Origin of the sequence: Streptomyces sp. V4I8, assembly GCF_041261225.1 — a bacterium.
Classification (GTDB): Bacteria; Actinomycetota; Actinomycetes; order Streptomycetales; family Streptomycetaceae; genus Streptomyces.
In genome coordinates this window covers 4,036,145-4,052,033 of the sequence record NZ_JBGCCN010000001.1, presented here as the reverse complement: position 1 = coordinate 4,052,033, position 15,889 = coordinate 4,036,145, and the positions used below count along the sequence as shown (strand labels likewise).

Below are 15,889 nucleotides of genomic sequence, written 5' to 3'. Positions count from 1 at the left end.
GGCAAAGGCAGGTAGGTTCAAAGGCGTGAGCGCCAACAGAAACGAGCACAGCAGCCAGCACGACAAGCTGCCCATCCGGATGCTGCACGACCGTGTCCTCGTGCGCCAGGACACGAGCGAGGGCGAGCGGCGTTCCGGTGGCGGCATCCTCATCCCCGCCACCGCGGCCGTCGGCCGTCGGCTGGCCTGGGCCGAGGTCGTCGCGGTGGGGCAGAACGTACGGACCGTCGAGACCGGCGACCGCGTCCTGTACGACCCGGAAGACCGCGCCGAGGTCGAGGTGCGCGGGGTCGCGTATGTGCTCATGCGTGAGCGCGATCTGCATGCTGTGGCCGCGGACCGGTTCGAGGGGTCAGAGGACTCGACCGGCCTCTACCTCTGAGCTCTACCTCTGAGCTCTACCTCTGAATCGACGGTTGGAAGGGGCTGGTGACTCTGGTCACCAGCCCCTTCTGTGTGTCGTTTGCTAGCTTTGAAGGAGTCCCGACGAGACGCGCCGTACCGGGTGAAGGCAAAGACGACGCACCGACAGGTTTCCGTCTTTGTGAGAGGTGCTCGTCATGGCCTGGGTCCTGCTCGTCGTCGCCGGTCTGCTGGAGGTCGGCTGGTCGGTCGGCATGAAGTACACCGACGGTTTCACCCGCCTCGTCCCCAGCCTGCTCACCGGCGCCGGCATCGTCGCCAGCATGCTGCTGCTGTCGTACGCCGCGAGGTCCCTGCCCATCGGCACCGCCTACGGCGTGTGGGTGGGCATCGGTGCGGCCGGCGCGGCGGTGGTCGGCATGGTGGTGCTGGGGGAGCCGGTCACCGCCGCGCGGATCTTCTTCGTCTGTCTGCTGCTGGTCGCCGTCGTGGGGCTGAAGGCGACCAGCGGTCACTGAGCCGGTCGCCCGGCGCTCACTGTCTGCGGGTCGTGCCCTGCGGCCCGACCGTGGTTCCCGTCGTCCCTCCGCCGCCGATGTCCGTGCCGCCGGTGGAGGTGTCGCCGCCCGTACTGCCGCCGGTATCGGTCCCGCCGGTGGAGGTGTCGCCGGTGGTGCCGCCGTCGGTGGTGGTGCCTCCGGTGTCGGTGCCCCCGGTCGTCGTGTCACCGGTGGTGCCGCCGTCGGTGGTCGTGCCTCCGGTGTCGGCGCCGCCGGTCGTCGTGTCGCCCGTCGTGCCGCCGTCCGTCTGGCCCGGCGTCTCGCCACCACCGGTCTGGCCCTCGCTGTCCTGACCGCCGGTGGTCGTGTCCCCGGTCGTGCCGCCGTCGTTCTGGCCGCCGGTGCTCTGGTCGCCCTGGGGCGGGTCCGTCGTCGGGTACTGGGGCTGGTCGGCGCCCTCCTGGAGTTCCAGGTCGAAGTCCCTGACCGGCTTACCCTTCAGCGCCGTCTTGGTGTACTGGGCCCAGATCTCGGTGGGCGCGCCACCGCCGTTGATGCGGTTGAGGCCCATCGCGCCGTACAGCGACTTGTGCTTGGCCGTGACCGGGTCCTGGCCCATGACGGAGACGACGGTGGCCAGGTCGGGGGTGTAGCCGGCGAACCAGGCCGCGGTGTCCTCCTCCGCCGTACCGGTCTTGCCCGCAGCCGGGCGGCCGGCGGCCAGGGCCGCGGTGGCGGTGCCGTTGTCGACGACGCTCTGCAGCACGGACGTCGTGGTGTCGGCGGCCTCGCGGCTGATGACCTGGGAGGTCTTGCGCTCCGGCAGCTCGATGACGTCGGCGCCGTCCTTGGTGACCCGCTCGATCATGGTGTACGTGCCGTGCCTGCCGTGGTTGGCGAGCGTCGCGTAGGCCTCCGCCATGTCGAGGACGCTGGCCGTGGCCACACCCAGCGCGATGGACGGGGACGGGTACAGCTCCGGGGTGCTGGTGGGCAGGCCGAGCTCGACCGCGGTGTCCTTCACCTTCTCCGGGCCCACGTCGACGGCCATCTGCGCGTACACCGAGTTGACGGACTTGTCGGTGGCCGTACGGACGTTGATGTCGCCGTAGGAGACGTCGTCCTCGTTCGCGGGGTCGTAGCTGCCGCCGCTCCAGCCCTGGACGGGGCGCTTGTTGGTGCCGTCGTAGATCGTGTTCGGGGTGATCCGGCGGCCGTCCTGCGTGGTCGACTCGTTCTCCACGGCCGAGGTGAACACGAACGGCTTGAAGGTGGAGCCGACCTGGAAGTCCCGGCGGGTGGCGTTCGGCGTGTACTGCTTCACGTAGTCGATGCCGTTGTACATCGCGACGACCTTGCCGGTCTTCGGGTCGACGGAGGCGCCGCCCGCGCGGACGTAGTTGTCGACCTTGTTGTTCTTCTTGTCCAGCTTGGACATCAGCTGGTCGTTGACCGCGTCGACGAAGGCGTTCTGCTTGTCCTTCTGGAGCGTGGTGGTGATGCGGTAGCCGCCGAGCGCGAGCGAGTCCTTGTCGACGATCTTGTTCTGGATGAGGTAGTCCTGCACGATCCGGACGATGTAGCCGCGCTGCCCGGACAGACCCGTGGACGTCGCGGACTCCTTCGGCATCGGGAACTTCAGCCCGGTCCGCTCGGACTGGCTGAGCCAGCCCTTGGTGACCATGCCGTCCAGGACGTAGTTCCAACGGGCCACCGCCGCACCCTTGTTCTCCGGGTGGGCGACGACGTCGTACTCGCTGGGCGCGTTGACCAGCGCGGCCAGATAGGCGGCGCGGGCCGGGTCGAGGTCCTTGGCGTCGACGCCGTAGTAGGCCTGGGCGGCGGCCTGGATGCCGTAGGCGTTACGGCCGAAGAAGCTGGTGTTGAGGTAGCCCTCGAGGATCTCGTCCTTGCTCTTCTCGCGGTCCAGCTTGATCGAGATGAAGAACTCCTTCACCTTGCGGGTGACGGTCTGCTCCTGACGCAGGTAGTAGTTCTTCACGTACTGCTGGGTGATCGTGGAGCCGGACTGCTTGCCCTTGCCGGTGACCGTGTTCCAGCCTGCGCGCAGCATCGCCTTCGGGTCGATCGCGGACTCGGTGTAGAAGTCGCGGTCCTCGGCGGCCAGGATCGCGTGCTGGGCGTCCTTGGACATCTGCGCGAGGGTCACGTTCTCCCGGTTGACCTCGCCGTCGCGGGCGATCACGGAGCCGTCCGCGTACATATAGACGTTGGCCTGCTTGGTGGCGAGGGCGTTGGCCGGCGGGATCTTGACCATCGAGTAGCCGAGGAAGAACAGGCCGGCGAGCAACAGGACGCCGAGGACGAAGGTGCTCAGCACCATCCGCCAGGTCGGGATGATCCGCCGCCAGCCCGTCCTCTTCGGCCGCTTGGGCTTCTCGTTCGGCTGCTGCGCCTGCGGCTGCGGCTGCGGCTCGTCGCTCATCTCGTGCACGGACTCCTGTTTCGCCTCGTACGTTCCCGTACGCCTCGTACGCCTAATGCGCCCCCATTGCTGAAGACTCTCGCACCGGGCGTTCCGTTCCCGGAAACCGGCGCGTGTCTGCGGAAAGTGAGCAGACTCTCGTGTCGCGCGGTCCCCGAAAACGGCTGGCAGCCCGTGCCTCGCGCGCACTAGGCTCCTGCGCTTCGGTGTCGGGCGCGGGCGAGGAGGGCTGTGGATGTGGGCTCGGGGCGGTTGTACTTAGCCGTCGCGTTGGGCGGATTCAGAAGATACGCGACCTATCGGGCGGCCACGGCGGCCGGGGTCTTCACCAACACGGTCTTCGGCGTGATCCTCGTCTACACGTATCTGGCGCTGTGGGACGAGAAGCCGCATCTCGGCGGCTACGACCAGGCGCAGGCCGTCACCTATGTGTGGCTCGGGCAGTGCCTCTACGCGACGCTGGCCATCCAGGGCGGCGGCGCCGAGAAGGACCTGATGGAGCGTATCCGCACCGGTGAGATCGCCGTCGACCTGTACCGGCCGGCCGACCTCCAACTGTGGTGGCTGGCGGGCGACATGGGGCGGGCGCTGTTCCAGATGCTGGGACGGGGCGTGATCCCGTTCGTGTTCGGCGCCGTCTTCTTCCCGATGGCGCTGCCGACGGACGTCACCCCCTGGGCGGCCTTCGTGGTCACGCTGCTGCTGGCGGCGGTCGTCAGCTTCGCGATCCGCTATCTGGCGGCCCTGAGCGTGTTCTGGCTCATGGACGGCATGGGCGTCAACCAGGCCCTGATGATCACGGGGATCTTCTTCTCCGGCATGGTCCTGCCCCTGAACGCCTTCCCGGGCACCCTGGGCGAGATCGTGCGCGTGCTGCCGTGGGCGGCACAACTGCAGATGCCGGCGGACGTCCTGATGGGGGAGACCGACCCGCTGCGGGCGTACGCCTTCCAGGCGGCGTGGGCGGTGGTGCTGCTGGCGGCCGGGCGGCTGGTGCAGTCGGCGGCGACACGGCGGGTGGTGGTGCAGGGTGGCTGAGATCTCCCCTGCGTCCCGTGCGGGGGAGGCGCTGCGGGCCTACCGGCTGATCGCCGGGATGTGGATCCGGTCGTCCATGACCTACCGCGCCTCCTTCGTCGTCACGGTCTTCGGCAACCTGCTGGTGACCGGCCTGGACTTCGTGGCGATCCTGCTGATGTTCTCGCAGGTCGACTCGCTGGGCGGCTGGTCGCTGCCCGAAGTCGCCTTCCTGTACGGGCTGTCGGCGACGGCGTTCGGGCTCGCCGACCTGACGTTCGGCTCGATGGACGTCCTGGGCCGCCGGATGCGCGACGGCTCCTTCGACATCCTGCTCGTGCGGCCCGCCCCGGTGCTCGCCCAGGTCGCCGCGGACCACTTCGCGCTGCGCCGGCTGGGCCGGATCACCCAGGGCGTGCTGGTGCTGGGCTGGGGGCTGCTGACCGTCGAGGTCGACTGGACCACGGCCAAGGTGCTGCTGGTGCCGGTGATGCTGGTCAGCGGCGGGGTGATCTTCTGCGCGCTGTTCGTGGCGGGCGCGGCCTTCCAGTTCCTGGCGCAGGACGCCGCCGAGGTGCAGAACGCGTTCACCTACGGCGGCACCACGCTGTTGCAGTACCCGCCGACCGTGTTCGGGAAGGACTTCGTGCGCGGGGTGACGTTCATGCTGCCGCTCGCCTTCGTCAACTGGGTGCCCGCCGCCTATGTGCTGGAGCGGCCCTACCCGCTCGACCTGCCCCAGTGGGCGGCCTTCGCGTCGCCGCTGGTGGCGGTGGCGTGCTGTGCGCCGGCCGGTCTGGCGTGGCGGGCCGGGCTGCGGTCCTATCGGAGTACGGGAAGTTAGGGAAGTCAGGGGCAGGCGATGGAGGACATGGAGGACGCGGCGGACATGGTGGACGCGGAAGCGTTCATCGAACTCGACGGCGTCGAGAAGGTCTTCGACGTACGCAAGAAGACCGGTTTCCTGAAGCGGGAGCGGCGGCAGGTACGGGCCGTCGACTCGATCTCCTTCAGCGTGGCGCGCGGCGAGATGGTGGGCTACATCGGGCCGAACGGCGCGGGCAAGTCGACGACGATCAAGATGCTGACCGGCATCCTGACCCCGAGCGGCGGCCGGCTCCGCGTCGCCGGCATCGACCCGTCCCGCGAGCGCACCCGGCTCGCGCACCGCATCGGGGTGGTGTTCGGTCAGCGCACCACCCTGTGGTGGGACCTGCCGCTGATCGACTCGTACAAGCTGATGCACCGCATGTACCGCATCCCGGACGCCCGGTACCGCCAGAACCTCGACCGTCTGGTCGAACTCCTCGACCTGTCCGCCCTGTTGGACGTCCCGGTGCGCCAGCTCTCGCTCGGGCAGCGGATGCGCGGCGACATCGCGGCGGCGCTGCTGCACGACCCCGAGGTGCTGTACCTGGACGAGCCGACGATCGGGCTCGACGTCATCTCCAAGGCGAAAGTCCGGGACTTCCTGCGGGAGTTGAACACCGAGCGCGGTACGACGGTCCTGCTGACCACCCACGACCTCCAGGACATCGAGCAGCTGTGCTCACGGGTGATGGTCATCGACCGCGGGCGGCTGATGTACGACGGCCCGCTCGCCGGTCTGCACGAGGTGGGGGAGAGCGAGCGCACCCTCGTCGTCGACCTGGAGCGCGAGCTCCCGCCGATCGAGGCGGCGCCCGCGCGCGTGGTGAAGGTGGAGGGGCCCCGGCAATGGCTGGCGTTCCCGGCGGGCGAGTCGGCGGCGGTGCTGGTGGCGCGGATCGCGGCGGAGTATCCGCTGGTGGACCTGTCGGTGCGGGAGCCGGACATCGAGGCCGTGATCGCGAAGATGTACGCGGAGCAGGCGGAGAAGGCGGTCTCGTAGCCCCGGGGCGGGGTTGCTCGTAGGCTGCTGTGCATGACCGACGATGCCCCGGAGCTTCGCGCCTCCGACGCCGATCGTGAACGAGTCGCCGAGGTCCTCCAGGACGCCCTCGCGGAGGGCCGTCTCGACATGGAGGAGTTCGAGGAACGCCTGGAGGCCACCTACAAGGCTCGTACGTACGGGGAACTGGCGCCGATCACCCGGGACCTTCCCGTCGGCGCTGTGGCGGTTCCGAAGGTCGACATGGTCAAGAAGTCCGCCGGATCGGACGTGAGTTGGCCGGAGCGGATCGTCGGCGGCGAGGGGTCGTCGACGTGGGGCGTCGCCGTGATGTCGGAGTTCCAGCGCAGGGGGCGCTGGACGGCACCGAAGCGGTTCGACTGCGTCGCCTTCTGGGGCGGCGGGACGATCGATCTGCGGGAGGCGAACTTCGCGGACCGGGAGATCGTGATCAACTGCGTCGCGATCATGGGCGGAGTGCAGGTCGTCGTACCGCCCGGGGTCGAGGTCGTGGTACGCGGTGTCGGGATCATGGGGAGCTTCGACCACCGTGAGGAAGGGGTCCCGGGAGACCCCGGCGCGCCCCGGGTGATCATCACCGGGTTCGCCTTCTGGGGCGGCGTCGGCGTCGAGCGCAAACGCACGCGGGAACAGCGTCAGGAGCTCCGCGAGGAGCGCCGCCGGGAGAAGCTCGCGCGCCGGGAACAGCGGCGCGAACTGCGGGAGTCGATCCGGGACGGGCAGTACGAGGCGCACCGGGAGATGCTGGAGGAGCATCGGGACCTGTGGCGGTATGCGCATGACCCGCACGGGAAGCGGGCGGCGCGGGAGCGCGACGAGGACTGAGCCGGGTTGTTCGGCACCCGGCGTCGGTGCGGGGCGGGGGTGGGTCACGCAGGCCGCCAACGTCGGGGTGCGTGACCCACCCCCGCCCCGCGGCACGACTGCCCGTAGCCAGGCCTCCTACAGCTCCGCCGGAGCCGCCCCCTTCAGGTCCTGGAGGTTGAAGGTTTCCCCCATCCGTTCGTAGCCCCTGTCGCTCGGGTGGAGGTGGTCGCCGGAGTCGTAGTCGGGGCGGAACTTGCGGGGGTTGTACGGGTCCCGCAGTGCCTGGTCGAAGTCGGCGACCGCGTCGAAGACCTTGCCGGCGCGGATCTGGGCGTTGATCTGCTGGCGCACGTTCTCGCGGGCCTCGGTGTAGCCGCGGTGGCCCTGGAAGGGCATCAGGGTCGCGCCGATGACCTTCAGGCCGCGGGCGTGGGCCTGGCGGACCAGGGCGCGCAGGCCGTTCAGGATGCGGTTCGGGTCGGCGAGTTTCGGGTTGCGCAGGATGTCGTTGACGCCGAGGTCGATGACGACGACCTTGACGTTCGTGCGGGAGAGGACGTCGCGGTGGAAGCGGCCCACGCCGGCCTGGTTGTCCGCGGGGCGCCCGGCACCGCTGGCGAGGATCTGGTTGCCGCTGATGCCCTGGTTGACGACGCTGTAGCGCGGCACGTCCTGGCCGGCCGCGACCGCGGCGCGCAGTCGGCGCGAGAGGACGTCCGTCCAGCGGCGGTTGGCGTTCTCGGTGGACGTGATGCCGTCGGTCAGCGAGTCGCCGAAGACCACGACGGTGCCGTCGGACTCGTTGCTGAGGACGTCCAGCGCGGTCAGATAGCGCCAGGACCCGACCTTCCCGGTGTACGCCACGCCGGTCGCGTCCTCGGTGAGGTCGCCGTCCGCGACGTAACTGATCTGGCGCGCGTGCGGGTGGAAGGTCACCGGGCCGGACGCGATGGGGGAGTAGGTGGTGACGAGGATGTCGGTGTCCGCGGGGATCGCCAGGCGCACGGCGTCGCTGAGCACCTGCCGCCCGGGCGGGATGACGATCGTGGTGTTGCCGGCGAAGGTCAGCCGCCGCATGGTGTCCGCGATCGCCGCCGCGGTCCCCGTGCCGGCGGCGAGGGCGATCGACGCGTGCGTGAGCGTGAGCGCCGACTGGCCGTAGAGGTTGGACAGCGTGATCCGGACGCTCGTGCCGCCGACGCTGGTGTGCACGACGTTGCGCACGGAACGGCCCGCCAGGCCCTCGACCTCGGTGCCGGGCTCGGCGCCGACCGGCGAGGCGGACCAGGCGCCGACCCACATGCCGGTGGAGGCGGGGGCGGCCGGGTTGCGTGGGGCGCCTTCCCTGGCGGGGGCGCTCCTTTCCGTGGCACTGCCGTGGTCGGAGGCGACTCCGATGTATATGGCGGTCGAAACCGTGACGATCAGGGCGATAACCCCCGAAAGCAGGGCGTAGTACTTTGTGGGGGAGACCCCCACACCCCCCGCGTAACGCCTGGTCATGCGGTGTGTGTCTCCTCGGGCGGATGGGAGCCCGAGGCTCCGATGTGATCACCTCATGATGCGTCATAAGGCGGAGAGGAGTTGCACAGACCCCCCATTGGGCCGCCGGAGTTCACCCGGACTTCGCCATCGGCCTCCCCCCACCGAACAGACGCCGGGAACTCTTGATTCGTTCCGGGAGTCGGTCAGGAAGGGACAATGTGTGCGGGGGATCACGGACGGGTGGAGTGGAATGGAACACGCGAATCCGGATGAAACGGAAACGTCTGGCGTAGAGATGCATGCCCGGTTGGACGCCGCCGGTAACCGGCGCGTCCCCGCGTCGGCCGTTCGTGCGATGAGCACGTTCACCGCCGCCGACGAGGAGAAGCAGCGCGGCGTACGGCGGATGAAGATCACCGCGACCGGACTGCTGCTCTTCGTCGCGCTGGTGTACGTCCTCGCCAAGGTGGCGTCGAACCAGGGCGCCGGAGAATGGGCGAACTACGTCGCCGCGGCCGCCGAGGCCGGCATGGTCGGCGCGCTCGCCGACTGGTTCGCGGTCACGGCCCTGTTCCGCCACCCCCTCGGCCTGCCCATCCCGCACACCGCGATCATCCCCAACAAGAAGGACCAGCTGGGCGTCTCCCTGGGCGAGTTCGTCGGTGAGAACTTCCTCTCCGAGGACGTCGTACGACAACGCCTGCGCGCCGTAGGCATCGGCAGCCGCCTCGGCACCTGGCTGGCCGATCCCGAGCACGCCGACCGGGTGACGGCCGAGCTGTCGGCGGCCCTGCGCGGCGCCCTGACGGTCATGCGCGACTCGGACGTCCAGGCGGTCGTGGGAGAGGCCATCACCCGGCGCGCCGACGCCCAGGAGATCGCGCCCGGCATAGGGAAGATGCTGGAGAAGATCGTCGCGGACGGCGGCCACAAGCGGGCCGTCGACCTGATCGTCGCCCGCGCGCAGAAATGGCTGATCCTGCACGACGACGAGATCATGAGCGCGGTCCAGGGCGGCGCCCCCGGCTGGACCCCGAAGTTCGTCGACAAGAGGGTCGGCGAGCGCGTGTACAAGGAGCTGCTCCGCTTCGTCACCGAGATGCGCGACATGCCGTCCCACCCGGCCCGCGGCGCCCTCGACCGCTTCCTCACCGACTTCGCCTCCGACCTCCAGTCCGACACGGACACCCGCGCGCGTGTCGAACGGCTCAAGGGCGAGGTGCTGGGGCGCGGCGAGGTCCAGGACCTGATCGCGTCCGCGTGGACCGCCGTACGCTCGATGATCGTCTCGGCGGCCGAGGACGAGCGCAGCGAACTGCGCCTGCGCGTACGTGCCTCGCTGCTGTCGCTCGGCGCGCGGATGGCGGTCGAACCGCGGCTCCAGGCCAAGGTCGACAGCTGGGTGGAGGGCGCGGCCGTGTACGTCGTCACCACCTACCGCAAGGAGATCACCTCCCTGATCACGGACACCGTGGCCGGCTGGGACGCCGAGCACACGACGAAGAAGATCGAGGCGCACATCGGACGCGACCTCCAGTTCATCCGGATCAACGGCACGGTGGTGGGCTCGCTCGCCGGACTGCTGATCTACACGGTGTCCCGGGGGCTGGGGGCGTAGAACCGGCCTCCTTCGGTGCCAAGTGGCCTCCTCCGGGGCGTGGAACCGGCCTCCTCAGGGCACCCGACACGGGTTCCGCTCGACGAGGAGGGGGCCCATGATCACCGCAGATGCCGAGACCGGCCGTACCGTCACCACCGACATCCCCGCCCGCCTCGACCGCCTCCCGTGGTCGCGCTGGCACTGGACGATCGTGATCGGTCTCGGGACCGTGTGGATCCTCGACGGACTGGAAGTCACCGTCGTCGGCAACATCGCCCCCCGCCTCTCCGAACCCGGCAGCGGACTGCCGATCACCTCCGGCCAGGTCACCGGCCTGGCCGCCGCGCTGTACGTGGCGGGTGCCTGTCTCGGCGCCCTGTTCTGGGGCCGCCTGACCGACAAGTGGGGCCGCAAGAAGCTCTTCATGATCACGCTCGCCGTCTATCTGGCGGCGACGGCCCTGACCGCCGTCTCCTTCGAGACCTGGTGGTTCTTCCTCTTCCGCTTCCTGACCGGCTTCGGCATCGGCGGCGAGTACGCGGCGATCAACTCCGCGATCGACGAGCTGATCCCGGCTCAGTACCGCGGCCGCGTCGACCTGATGATCAACGGCAGCTTCTGGCTGGGCGCGGTCGGCGGCTCGCTGCTGTCCATCGTCGCGCTGAACACCGCGGTCCTCCCCGCGAACCTCGGCTGGCGGCTGACCTTCGCGCTCGGCGCCGTCCTCGCCCTGGTGATCCTCCTGGTCCGCCGGCACGTCCCGGAGAGCCCGCGCTGGCTGCTGATCCACGGCCGCGACGACGAGGCGGAACGGATCGTGTCCGCCATCGAGCGCAAGGTGGAGACCGAACGCGACGAGCCGCTGCCGCGCCCCGAGGGCGAGATCACCATCCACCAGCGCAGGAGCGTGTCCTTCCTGGAGATCGGCCGCACCGTCTTCTCGAAGTACCGCAGGCGGGCGGCCCTCGGCTTCTCCCTCTTCATCGGCCAGGCGTTCCTCTACAACGCCATCACCTTCGGCTTCGGCGCGATCCTCACCACGTTCTTCGACGTCCCGAGCGGCAACACCGGCTACTACTTCGCGGTCATCGCGGTCGGCAACTTCCTGGGCCCGCTGCTGCTCGGCAAGCTGTTCGACACGGTCGGCCGCCGGATCATGATCACGTCGACGTACCTGCTCTCGGGCCTCCTGCTGTTCGGCACGGCCTGGCTGTTCGACCGAGGCTCGCTCAGCGCGACCACGATGACGGCCTGCTGGTGCGCGGTCCTGTTCTTCGCCTCGGCCGGTGCGTCGAGCGCCTACCTCACGGTCTCCGAGGTCTTCCCGATGGAGACCCGCGCGATGTCCATCGCCTTCTTCTACGCCCTGGGCACGGCGGCCGGCGGCATCAGCGGGCCGCTGCTGTTCGCCGACCTCACCGAGACGGGCAAGGTCGGCGACACGGTCCTCGCCTTCCAGATCGGCGCGGCCCTGATGTGCCTGGCGGGCCTGGTCGCGGCGTTCCTCGCGGTGCGTGCGGAACGCCGGTCGCTGGAGGACATCGCACGGCCGCTCACCGCGGTGGCGAGGCCGTCCCGGGTGGGGGCGAAGGGGACGGCTGGGGCTGCGGGGCCCGCGGGGGCGACCGGGGTGAGGGGAGGGTGAAGGTCCCGGTCCCGGCGCCCCTCGTGGCGGGAGCCGGGACCGGGACCAGTACCGGAGGTGTGACGTGCCCCCTTCGCGCGGTCCTTACCGGGACTGTGCCTCGCGCTGGACCCGCCCCCGGCGCCGCAGCAGGAGCAGGCCGCCGGCGAGGGCGGTGACACCCGTGGCGGCGGTCCAGCCGAGGACGTCGTTCGAGCCGGTGGCGGCGAGGTCACCGCTCGCGGCGGTGGAGGCGGACGCCGAGGGCGATGCCGGGGCCCCGCCCTGCGGCCGGGCGTCCGCCCCCGTACCGGCCGACCCGGCGGCCGAAGCCGACGCCGAAGCCGCCGGGCTCGGCGAACCGCCCGTACCCCCCGCCCCGGTGGTCTTGTCCCGGGTGAACGCCAGCGTTCCGAAGCCCAGTTGGTCGTAGCCGCCGCTGTTGGGCCCGTAGTCCCCGCCGCCGCCCTCCGGCGCGGACCTCGCGGCGATCCGCGTGAGGTACGAGGCGGACAGGCCCCGGCGCTTGGTGTAGTGGTTGGCGATCATCGCCCAGATCGGGCGGGTCATCGCCGGGGCCACGGGCGCGGCCTCGGTGACGGTCTCCGACCCCGACCAGCCGTTGATCGCGCCCTTCTTACGGGTGTTCGCGGTGAACGGCACATCCCCGCCCAGGGCCCACTTGGCGACGTACTGGGCGCCCTTGAGGAAGCGGTCGTCGTCGTAGCCGTACAGGTCGATGCCCTGGTTCCAGGCCATCTCGCAGAAGGTGCCCATCAGGCCGACCCCGAGCAGCGCGTGCCCCTGGTCGCGGCCCGCCTCCAGCCACTCGGCGAGTCCGTCGTCGTGCACGACGGGGATGGCGTGCCTGATCGATCCGAGCCCCTCGCCGTGCTTGAAGTACTCGACGGCACGGTCGACCTGGGCCTTGTCGTCGCAGAAGATGCCGGTAGCCAGAACGCAGGCCATGGCGGCGAGGTCCCAGTTGGTCCAGTAGTTGCTGACGACGGCGCCGTTGTGCCGGACCAGGAAGTCGTCGCTGAGCGAGGCGAAGCTCGTGCTGAGCATCTCCTGGAACCGGCCGAGCTCGAAGTCGGGGTGGTCGCGGACGAGTTCGGCGGCGTTGGCGATCTGGTAGCCGTACAGACCGGCGGCCAGGAACCGATCGGCGCTGCCCTGCACGCTCGTCAGCTTGGCCGACCAGGCGTTGAGGATCGCGACGGCGGTGTCGGCGTGCGCGCTGTCGCCGCTGACGTGGTGACGCAGGGCGTTCTGGTAGGCGGCGTGGACGTCGTTGTAGAGAATGCCGTAGTTCTGCGGCGACCCCGCCCCCCGGTACACGATCTCCTGCGGGTTGGCCGTCCAGCCGCTCTGCGCGTGCCGGTTGGCGGTCAGCTTGGCGAACCCGGCTGCGTAGGGAGCGGCGCCGGCCTTCACCTTGGCGGCCATACGGCCGAGGTCGGCGCCGGTGTGCAGGAGTCCGGGGTGGGCGTAGGCGCCGGCCGCCACGGCAGGCGCCGGCAGCACGGCCGTACCGATACCGACGGCTCCGGCTGCCGCGCCCGCGGCCTTGAGCATGCTCCGGCGGCTGATCTGTCGTGTCACGTCGTCATTCCTCGCGTGCCTGCGGCTGGGGACGGTGAGGAGACGGGGGAAGACTGGGGGCGATAACAGAAAACCGACGCCGACGAGCGAAATCCGACGCCGATGAGGAGCCGCAGCCCATGACCGTCCGCAGGATCGTCCCCAACCACCAGGTCGAGTCCCAGAAGCAGATGGAGACGAGCCGGGACTTCTACGGCCTGCTCGGCTTCGAAACGGTCATGACTCTGTTTTCCGGGGGAGACCCCCGGACCCCCGAGGGCTGGGTGACGACCATGGCGTCCCCCGCCAACCCCACCGCCCAGATCAGCTTCTTCACCGAGGAGCGCACCGGCCCCGTCGTCCCCGACCTGAGCGTGGAGGTCGAGGACGTCGACGCCGTGTACGCGCGGGTGGTGGCGTCGGGCGCGGAGGTCGTACACGAGATCCGGGACGAGGAGTGGGGCGTACGGCGGTTCTTCGTACGGGATCCGGGCGGGCGGGTGGTGAATGTGCTGAGCCACCTGGCGTAGCGCACTCCCACACCTACGGCATCTGCGGCCTGCGGCGAGTGTCAGCCCCGCCGGTCCGCCACCGCCCAGGACGCCAGGGCCACCGCCCCCGCCACCCCGAACACGGCGGGCCAGGCGCCCACCTTCTTGGCCAGCAGGTGCGAACCGGCGAAGGCGGCGACATACGCGGCGGTCAACGCCCCCGCGGCCTTCCCGCCCGCCTGCTGCCGCCACTGCTGGGCGGCCGCGGCCCCCGCGACGGCCAGTACGGCCCCGCCGAGCTGCCGCTTCCTGGTCCAGCGGGCCACGCCGTACCCGCCCACGAGCCCGCCGGCGGCGACCACCGCGCTGGGAACCTTCGCCATGTCTGCCTCCGCACACCGCGGCCGGCCGCTTCAGCCGAGCCTGGACAACCGAGGCTAACCGGCCTGCTGCTCGCGGAACTCGGCCCGGGCCCGCAACTCCGTCACGTACCCCGAGCCGATCGCGCCCCCGGCGGCGGCGAGGGCGAGGCTCAGGACGGCCGGATTGACGAACCCCGGCACCTCACCGGTGTCGTAACTCCCGCCGTCGCTCGTCTCGCAGACGAACGCCGGCGGGAGATACGTGACCTCGTAGTCGACGATCTCGATGCCCTGCCGGTGCCGCTCCGACCAGCCCGCCGTACGGCAGGACCGGGGCGGCGACGAGTCGGTGCCGCCGTCCTCCGCCGTCATGACCGCGCCGCAGAGGGCGAGCAGGCCCCACGCGTACAGGGCGCACGCGCCCGCACCGGCCAGGGCGGCGAGGCCGCGCAGTACGGCGGGAACGCTCGCGCGTCGCAGGCCGTGGTCGGCCAGTGTGCGGCCGCCGTATCCGCACAGACCCACGGCGACGATCGCCGCGACCAGGGCGAACAGCAGGATCAGCAGGAACACGTGGCCTCCGGGCAGGGCGGACGACGAGCAGGACGACGACGGGTGCGCCGAGTCCAACAGGGCCCGGCGCACCCGGCTGTGGTGGAGCCCACAGTTCCGGCAACAGGGCCGTCACGGGAACGGCGTCACAGCACGTCGGCCAAGCGGTCCACCTGGTCCGGGTCGAGGCCGTAGCAGTAGAGCATGACCTCGTCGGCGCCCAGGTCGGCGAAGGCGGTGAGCGCGGTGCGGATCCCGGTGGGGGTGTTGAGGAGGCCGGCGACCATGCGGTCGGCCATGCCGGTGAAGGCGTAGTAGGCGTGCATGCGGGCGCGTGCGTCGTCGAGCACGTCCTGCGGGCCGAGCGCGACGTTCACCTGGGCCACGAGACGGGGCTCGCCGTCGCGGCCGTACTCCTTCCAGAACCCGCGCACGGTGTCGAACAGGCCGCCCGCCCAGGACGGCGCGGCGGCTGCGAGGAAGCCGTCGCCCCAGCGTGCGACGCGTTCGAGCGCGACGGGCTTGAAGCCGCCGAAGAGAATCTCCGGGCCGCCGATGCGGGCGGGCACCGGGCCGATGGGGCCGACGCCGTCGCCGTAGGGCTCGCCGTGCCACAGACGGCACAACGTGGCCATCTGCTCGTCCAGGCGCCGGCCCCGTGTGCGCAGGTCGGTGCCGGTGGCGAGGTGGTCGTCCTCCCGGCCGCCGATGCCCAGGCCGAGGACCAGGCGGCCGCCGGTCATCCGGTCCAGGGTGGCGGCCTGCTTGGCCAGCAGGGCGGTGTCGCGGAGCGGGGCGAGCAGCACCTCGGTCTGGACGCGGATGCGCGAGGTGGCGCCCGCGAGGACGGCCAGGGCGACCAGCGGCTCGGGGTTGTCGTAGACGAGCCGGTCGAGCAGACCGAGTGTGCTGAAGGGGCCGGCGTCGGCACGGCGGGCCCAGGTGAGAAGGGTGGTCGGGTCGCCGATGGGCAGGCCGATGCCCACGTTTACGTTCATGTAGGGGCCTCCGAATGAGGGGTCGACAAGGACTGCCGCCCCCTCCTGCACCTGCGTGGCCCTCAAGGAGCCTCGATGAGGTGGGACGCTCCCGCTCTGCGGCTTCTTTCCGGGGAACGTCTCTTCGAAGTGAACTCACTCTAGGACGGGCCGGTTTCGCGGGACAAAC

The 15,889-nt window shown here is 70.4% G+C and carries 15 protein-coding genes and 1 riboswitch; of the genes, 9 read left to right on the top strand and 6 right to left on the bottom strand.

The window, feature by feature from the left end; all coding sequences use genetic code 11:
• Positions 1-25 precede the first annotated feature (25 nt).
• Both ABIE67_RS18395 and ABIE67_RS18390 read left to right on the top strand, forming a co-directional pair.
• Positions 26-382, top strand: a complete 357-nt coding sequence (locus ABIE67_RS18395) for a co-chaperone GroES (RefSeq protein WP_048583239.1) — start codon at positions 26-28, stop codon at positions 380-382.
• A gap of 83 nt (positions 383-465) precedes the next feature.
• A riboswitch (guanidine-III (ykkC-III) riboswitch) is annotated at positions 466-527 on the top strand.
• A 33-nt stretch (positions 528-560) separates the two neighbouring features.
• A complete protein-coding gene (locus tag ABIE67_RS18390) occupies positions 561-881 on the top strand; it encodes a multidrug efflux SMR transporter (protein WP_370258680.1) in 321 nt (106 codons plus the stop codon).
• Between the two features lie 16 nt (positions 882-897).
• On the opposite strand, the gene ABIE67_RS18385 is transcribed toward ABIE67_RS18390, so the two are convergent.
• On the bottom strand, positions 898-3,309 hold the full coding sequence (locus ABIE67_RS18385) for a transglycosylase domain-containing protein (protein ID WP_370258678.1): 2,412 nt from the start codon (positions 3,307-3,309) through the stop codon (positions 898-900).
• 237 nt (positions 3,310-3,546) lie between these two features.
• On the opposite strand from ABIE67_RS18385, the gene ABIE67_RS18380 reads away from it, so the two are divergent.
• From ABIE67_RS18380 to ABIE67_RS18365, 4 genes are read left to right on the top strand one after another with little or no spacing between them, the layout of a single operon-like run.
• Positions 3,547-4,347 carry an ABC transporter permease gene (locus ABIE67_RS18380; protein ID WP_370268709.1) on the top strand — a complete coding sequence of 267 codons (801 nt, stop codon included), beginning with the start codon at positions 3,547-3,549 and terminating at the stop codon, positions 4,345-4,347.
• Between the two features lie 58 nt (positions 4,348-4,405).
• Positions 4,406-5,170, top strand: coding sequence for an ABC transporter permease (locus tag ABIE67_RS18375; RefSeq protein ID WP_370268707.1), 765 nt, complete (start codon positions 4,406-4,408; stop codon positions 5,168-5,170).
• 45 nt (positions 5,171-5,215) lie between these two features.
• Positions 5,216-6,196, top strand: coding sequence for an ATP-binding cassette domain-containing protein (locus tag ABIE67_RS18370; protein ID WP_370268705.1), 981 nt, complete (start codon positions 5,216-5,218; stop codon positions 6,194-6,196).
• A 33-nt stretch (positions 6,197-6,229) separates the two neighbouring features.
• Entirely contained in the window at positions 6,230-7,042 is an 813-nt protein-coding gene (locus tag ABIE67_RS18365; RefSeq protein ID WP_370258676.1) for a DUF1707 domain-containing protein, read from the top strand.
• A 117-nt stretch (positions 7,043-7,159) separates the two neighbouring features.
• Here ABIE67_RS18365 and ABIE67_RS18360 read toward each other — a convergent pair whose 3' ends face one another.
• A complete protein-coding gene (locus ABIE67_RS18360) occupies positions 7,160-8,527 on the bottom strand; it encodes an SGNH/GDSL hydrolase family protein (protein ID WP_370258674.1) in 1,368 nt (455 codons plus the stop codon).
• A 277-nt stretch (positions 8,528-8,804) separates the two neighbouring features.
• On the opposite strand from ABIE67_RS18360, the gene ABIE67_RS18355 reads away from it, so the two are divergent.
• Together ABIE67_RS18355 and ABIE67_RS18350 are read left to right on the top strand one after the other, a co-directional pair.
• Positions 8,805-10,127 (top strand): DUF445 domain-containing protein, encoded by a 1,323-nt coding sequence (locus ABIE67_RS18355; protein ID WP_370258672.1) that lies wholly within the window; start codon positions 8,805-8,807, stop codon positions 10,125-10,127.
• A gap of 97 nt (positions 10,128-10,224) precedes the next feature.
• On the top strand, positions 10,225-11,754 hold the full coding sequence (locus tag ABIE67_RS18350) for an MFS transporter (protein WP_370258670.1): 1,530 nt from the start codon (positions 10,225-10,227) through the stop codon (positions 11,752-11,754).
• Between the two features lie 84 nt (positions 11,755-11,838).
• On the opposite strand, the gene ABIE67_RS18345 is transcribed toward ABIE67_RS18350, so the two are convergent.
• Positions 11,839-13,311, bottom strand: a complete 1,473-nt coding sequence (locus ABIE67_RS18345) for an alginate lyase family protein (RefSeq protein WP_370268703.1) — start codon at positions 13,309-13,311, stop codon at positions 11,839-11,841.
• 146 nt (positions 13,312-13,457) lie between these two features.
• On the opposite strand from ABIE67_RS18345, the gene ABIE67_RS18340 reads away from it, so the two are divergent.
• Positions 13,458-13,847 (top strand): VOC family protein, encoded by a 390-nt coding sequence (locus tag ABIE67_RS18340; protein WP_370258668.1) that lies wholly within the window; start codon positions 13,458-13,460, stop codon positions 13,845-13,847.
• A 41-nt stretch (positions 13,848-13,888) separates the two neighbouring features.
• On the opposite strand, the gene ABIE67_RS18335 is transcribed toward ABIE67_RS18340, so the two are convergent.
• The 3 genes from ABIE67_RS18335 to ABIE67_RS18325 are packed head-to-tail and all read right to left on the bottom strand — an operon-like array spanning position 13,889 to position 15,720.
• Complete coding sequence (locus ABIE67_RS18335) at positions 13,889-14,191, bottom strand: hypothetical protein (RefSeq protein ID WP_370258664.1); 303 nt, start codon at positions 14,189-14,191, stop codon at positions 13,889-13,891.
• A gap of 54 nt (positions 14,192-14,245) precedes the next feature.
• Positions 14,246-14,815 carry a hypothetical protein gene (locus tag ABIE67_RS18330; protein WP_370258660.1) on the bottom strand — a complete coding sequence of 190 codons (570 nt, stop codon included), beginning with the start codon at positions 14,813-14,815 and terminating at the stop codon, positions 14,246-14,248.
• A gap of 53 nt (positions 14,816-14,868) precedes the next feature.
• On the bottom strand, positions 14,869-15,720 hold the full coding sequence (locus ABIE67_RS18325) for an LLM class flavin-dependent oxidoreductase (RefSeq protein WP_370258658.1): 852 nt from the start codon (positions 15,718-15,720) through the stop codon (positions 14,869-14,871).
• Positions 15,721-15,889: the final 169 nt, after the last annotated feature.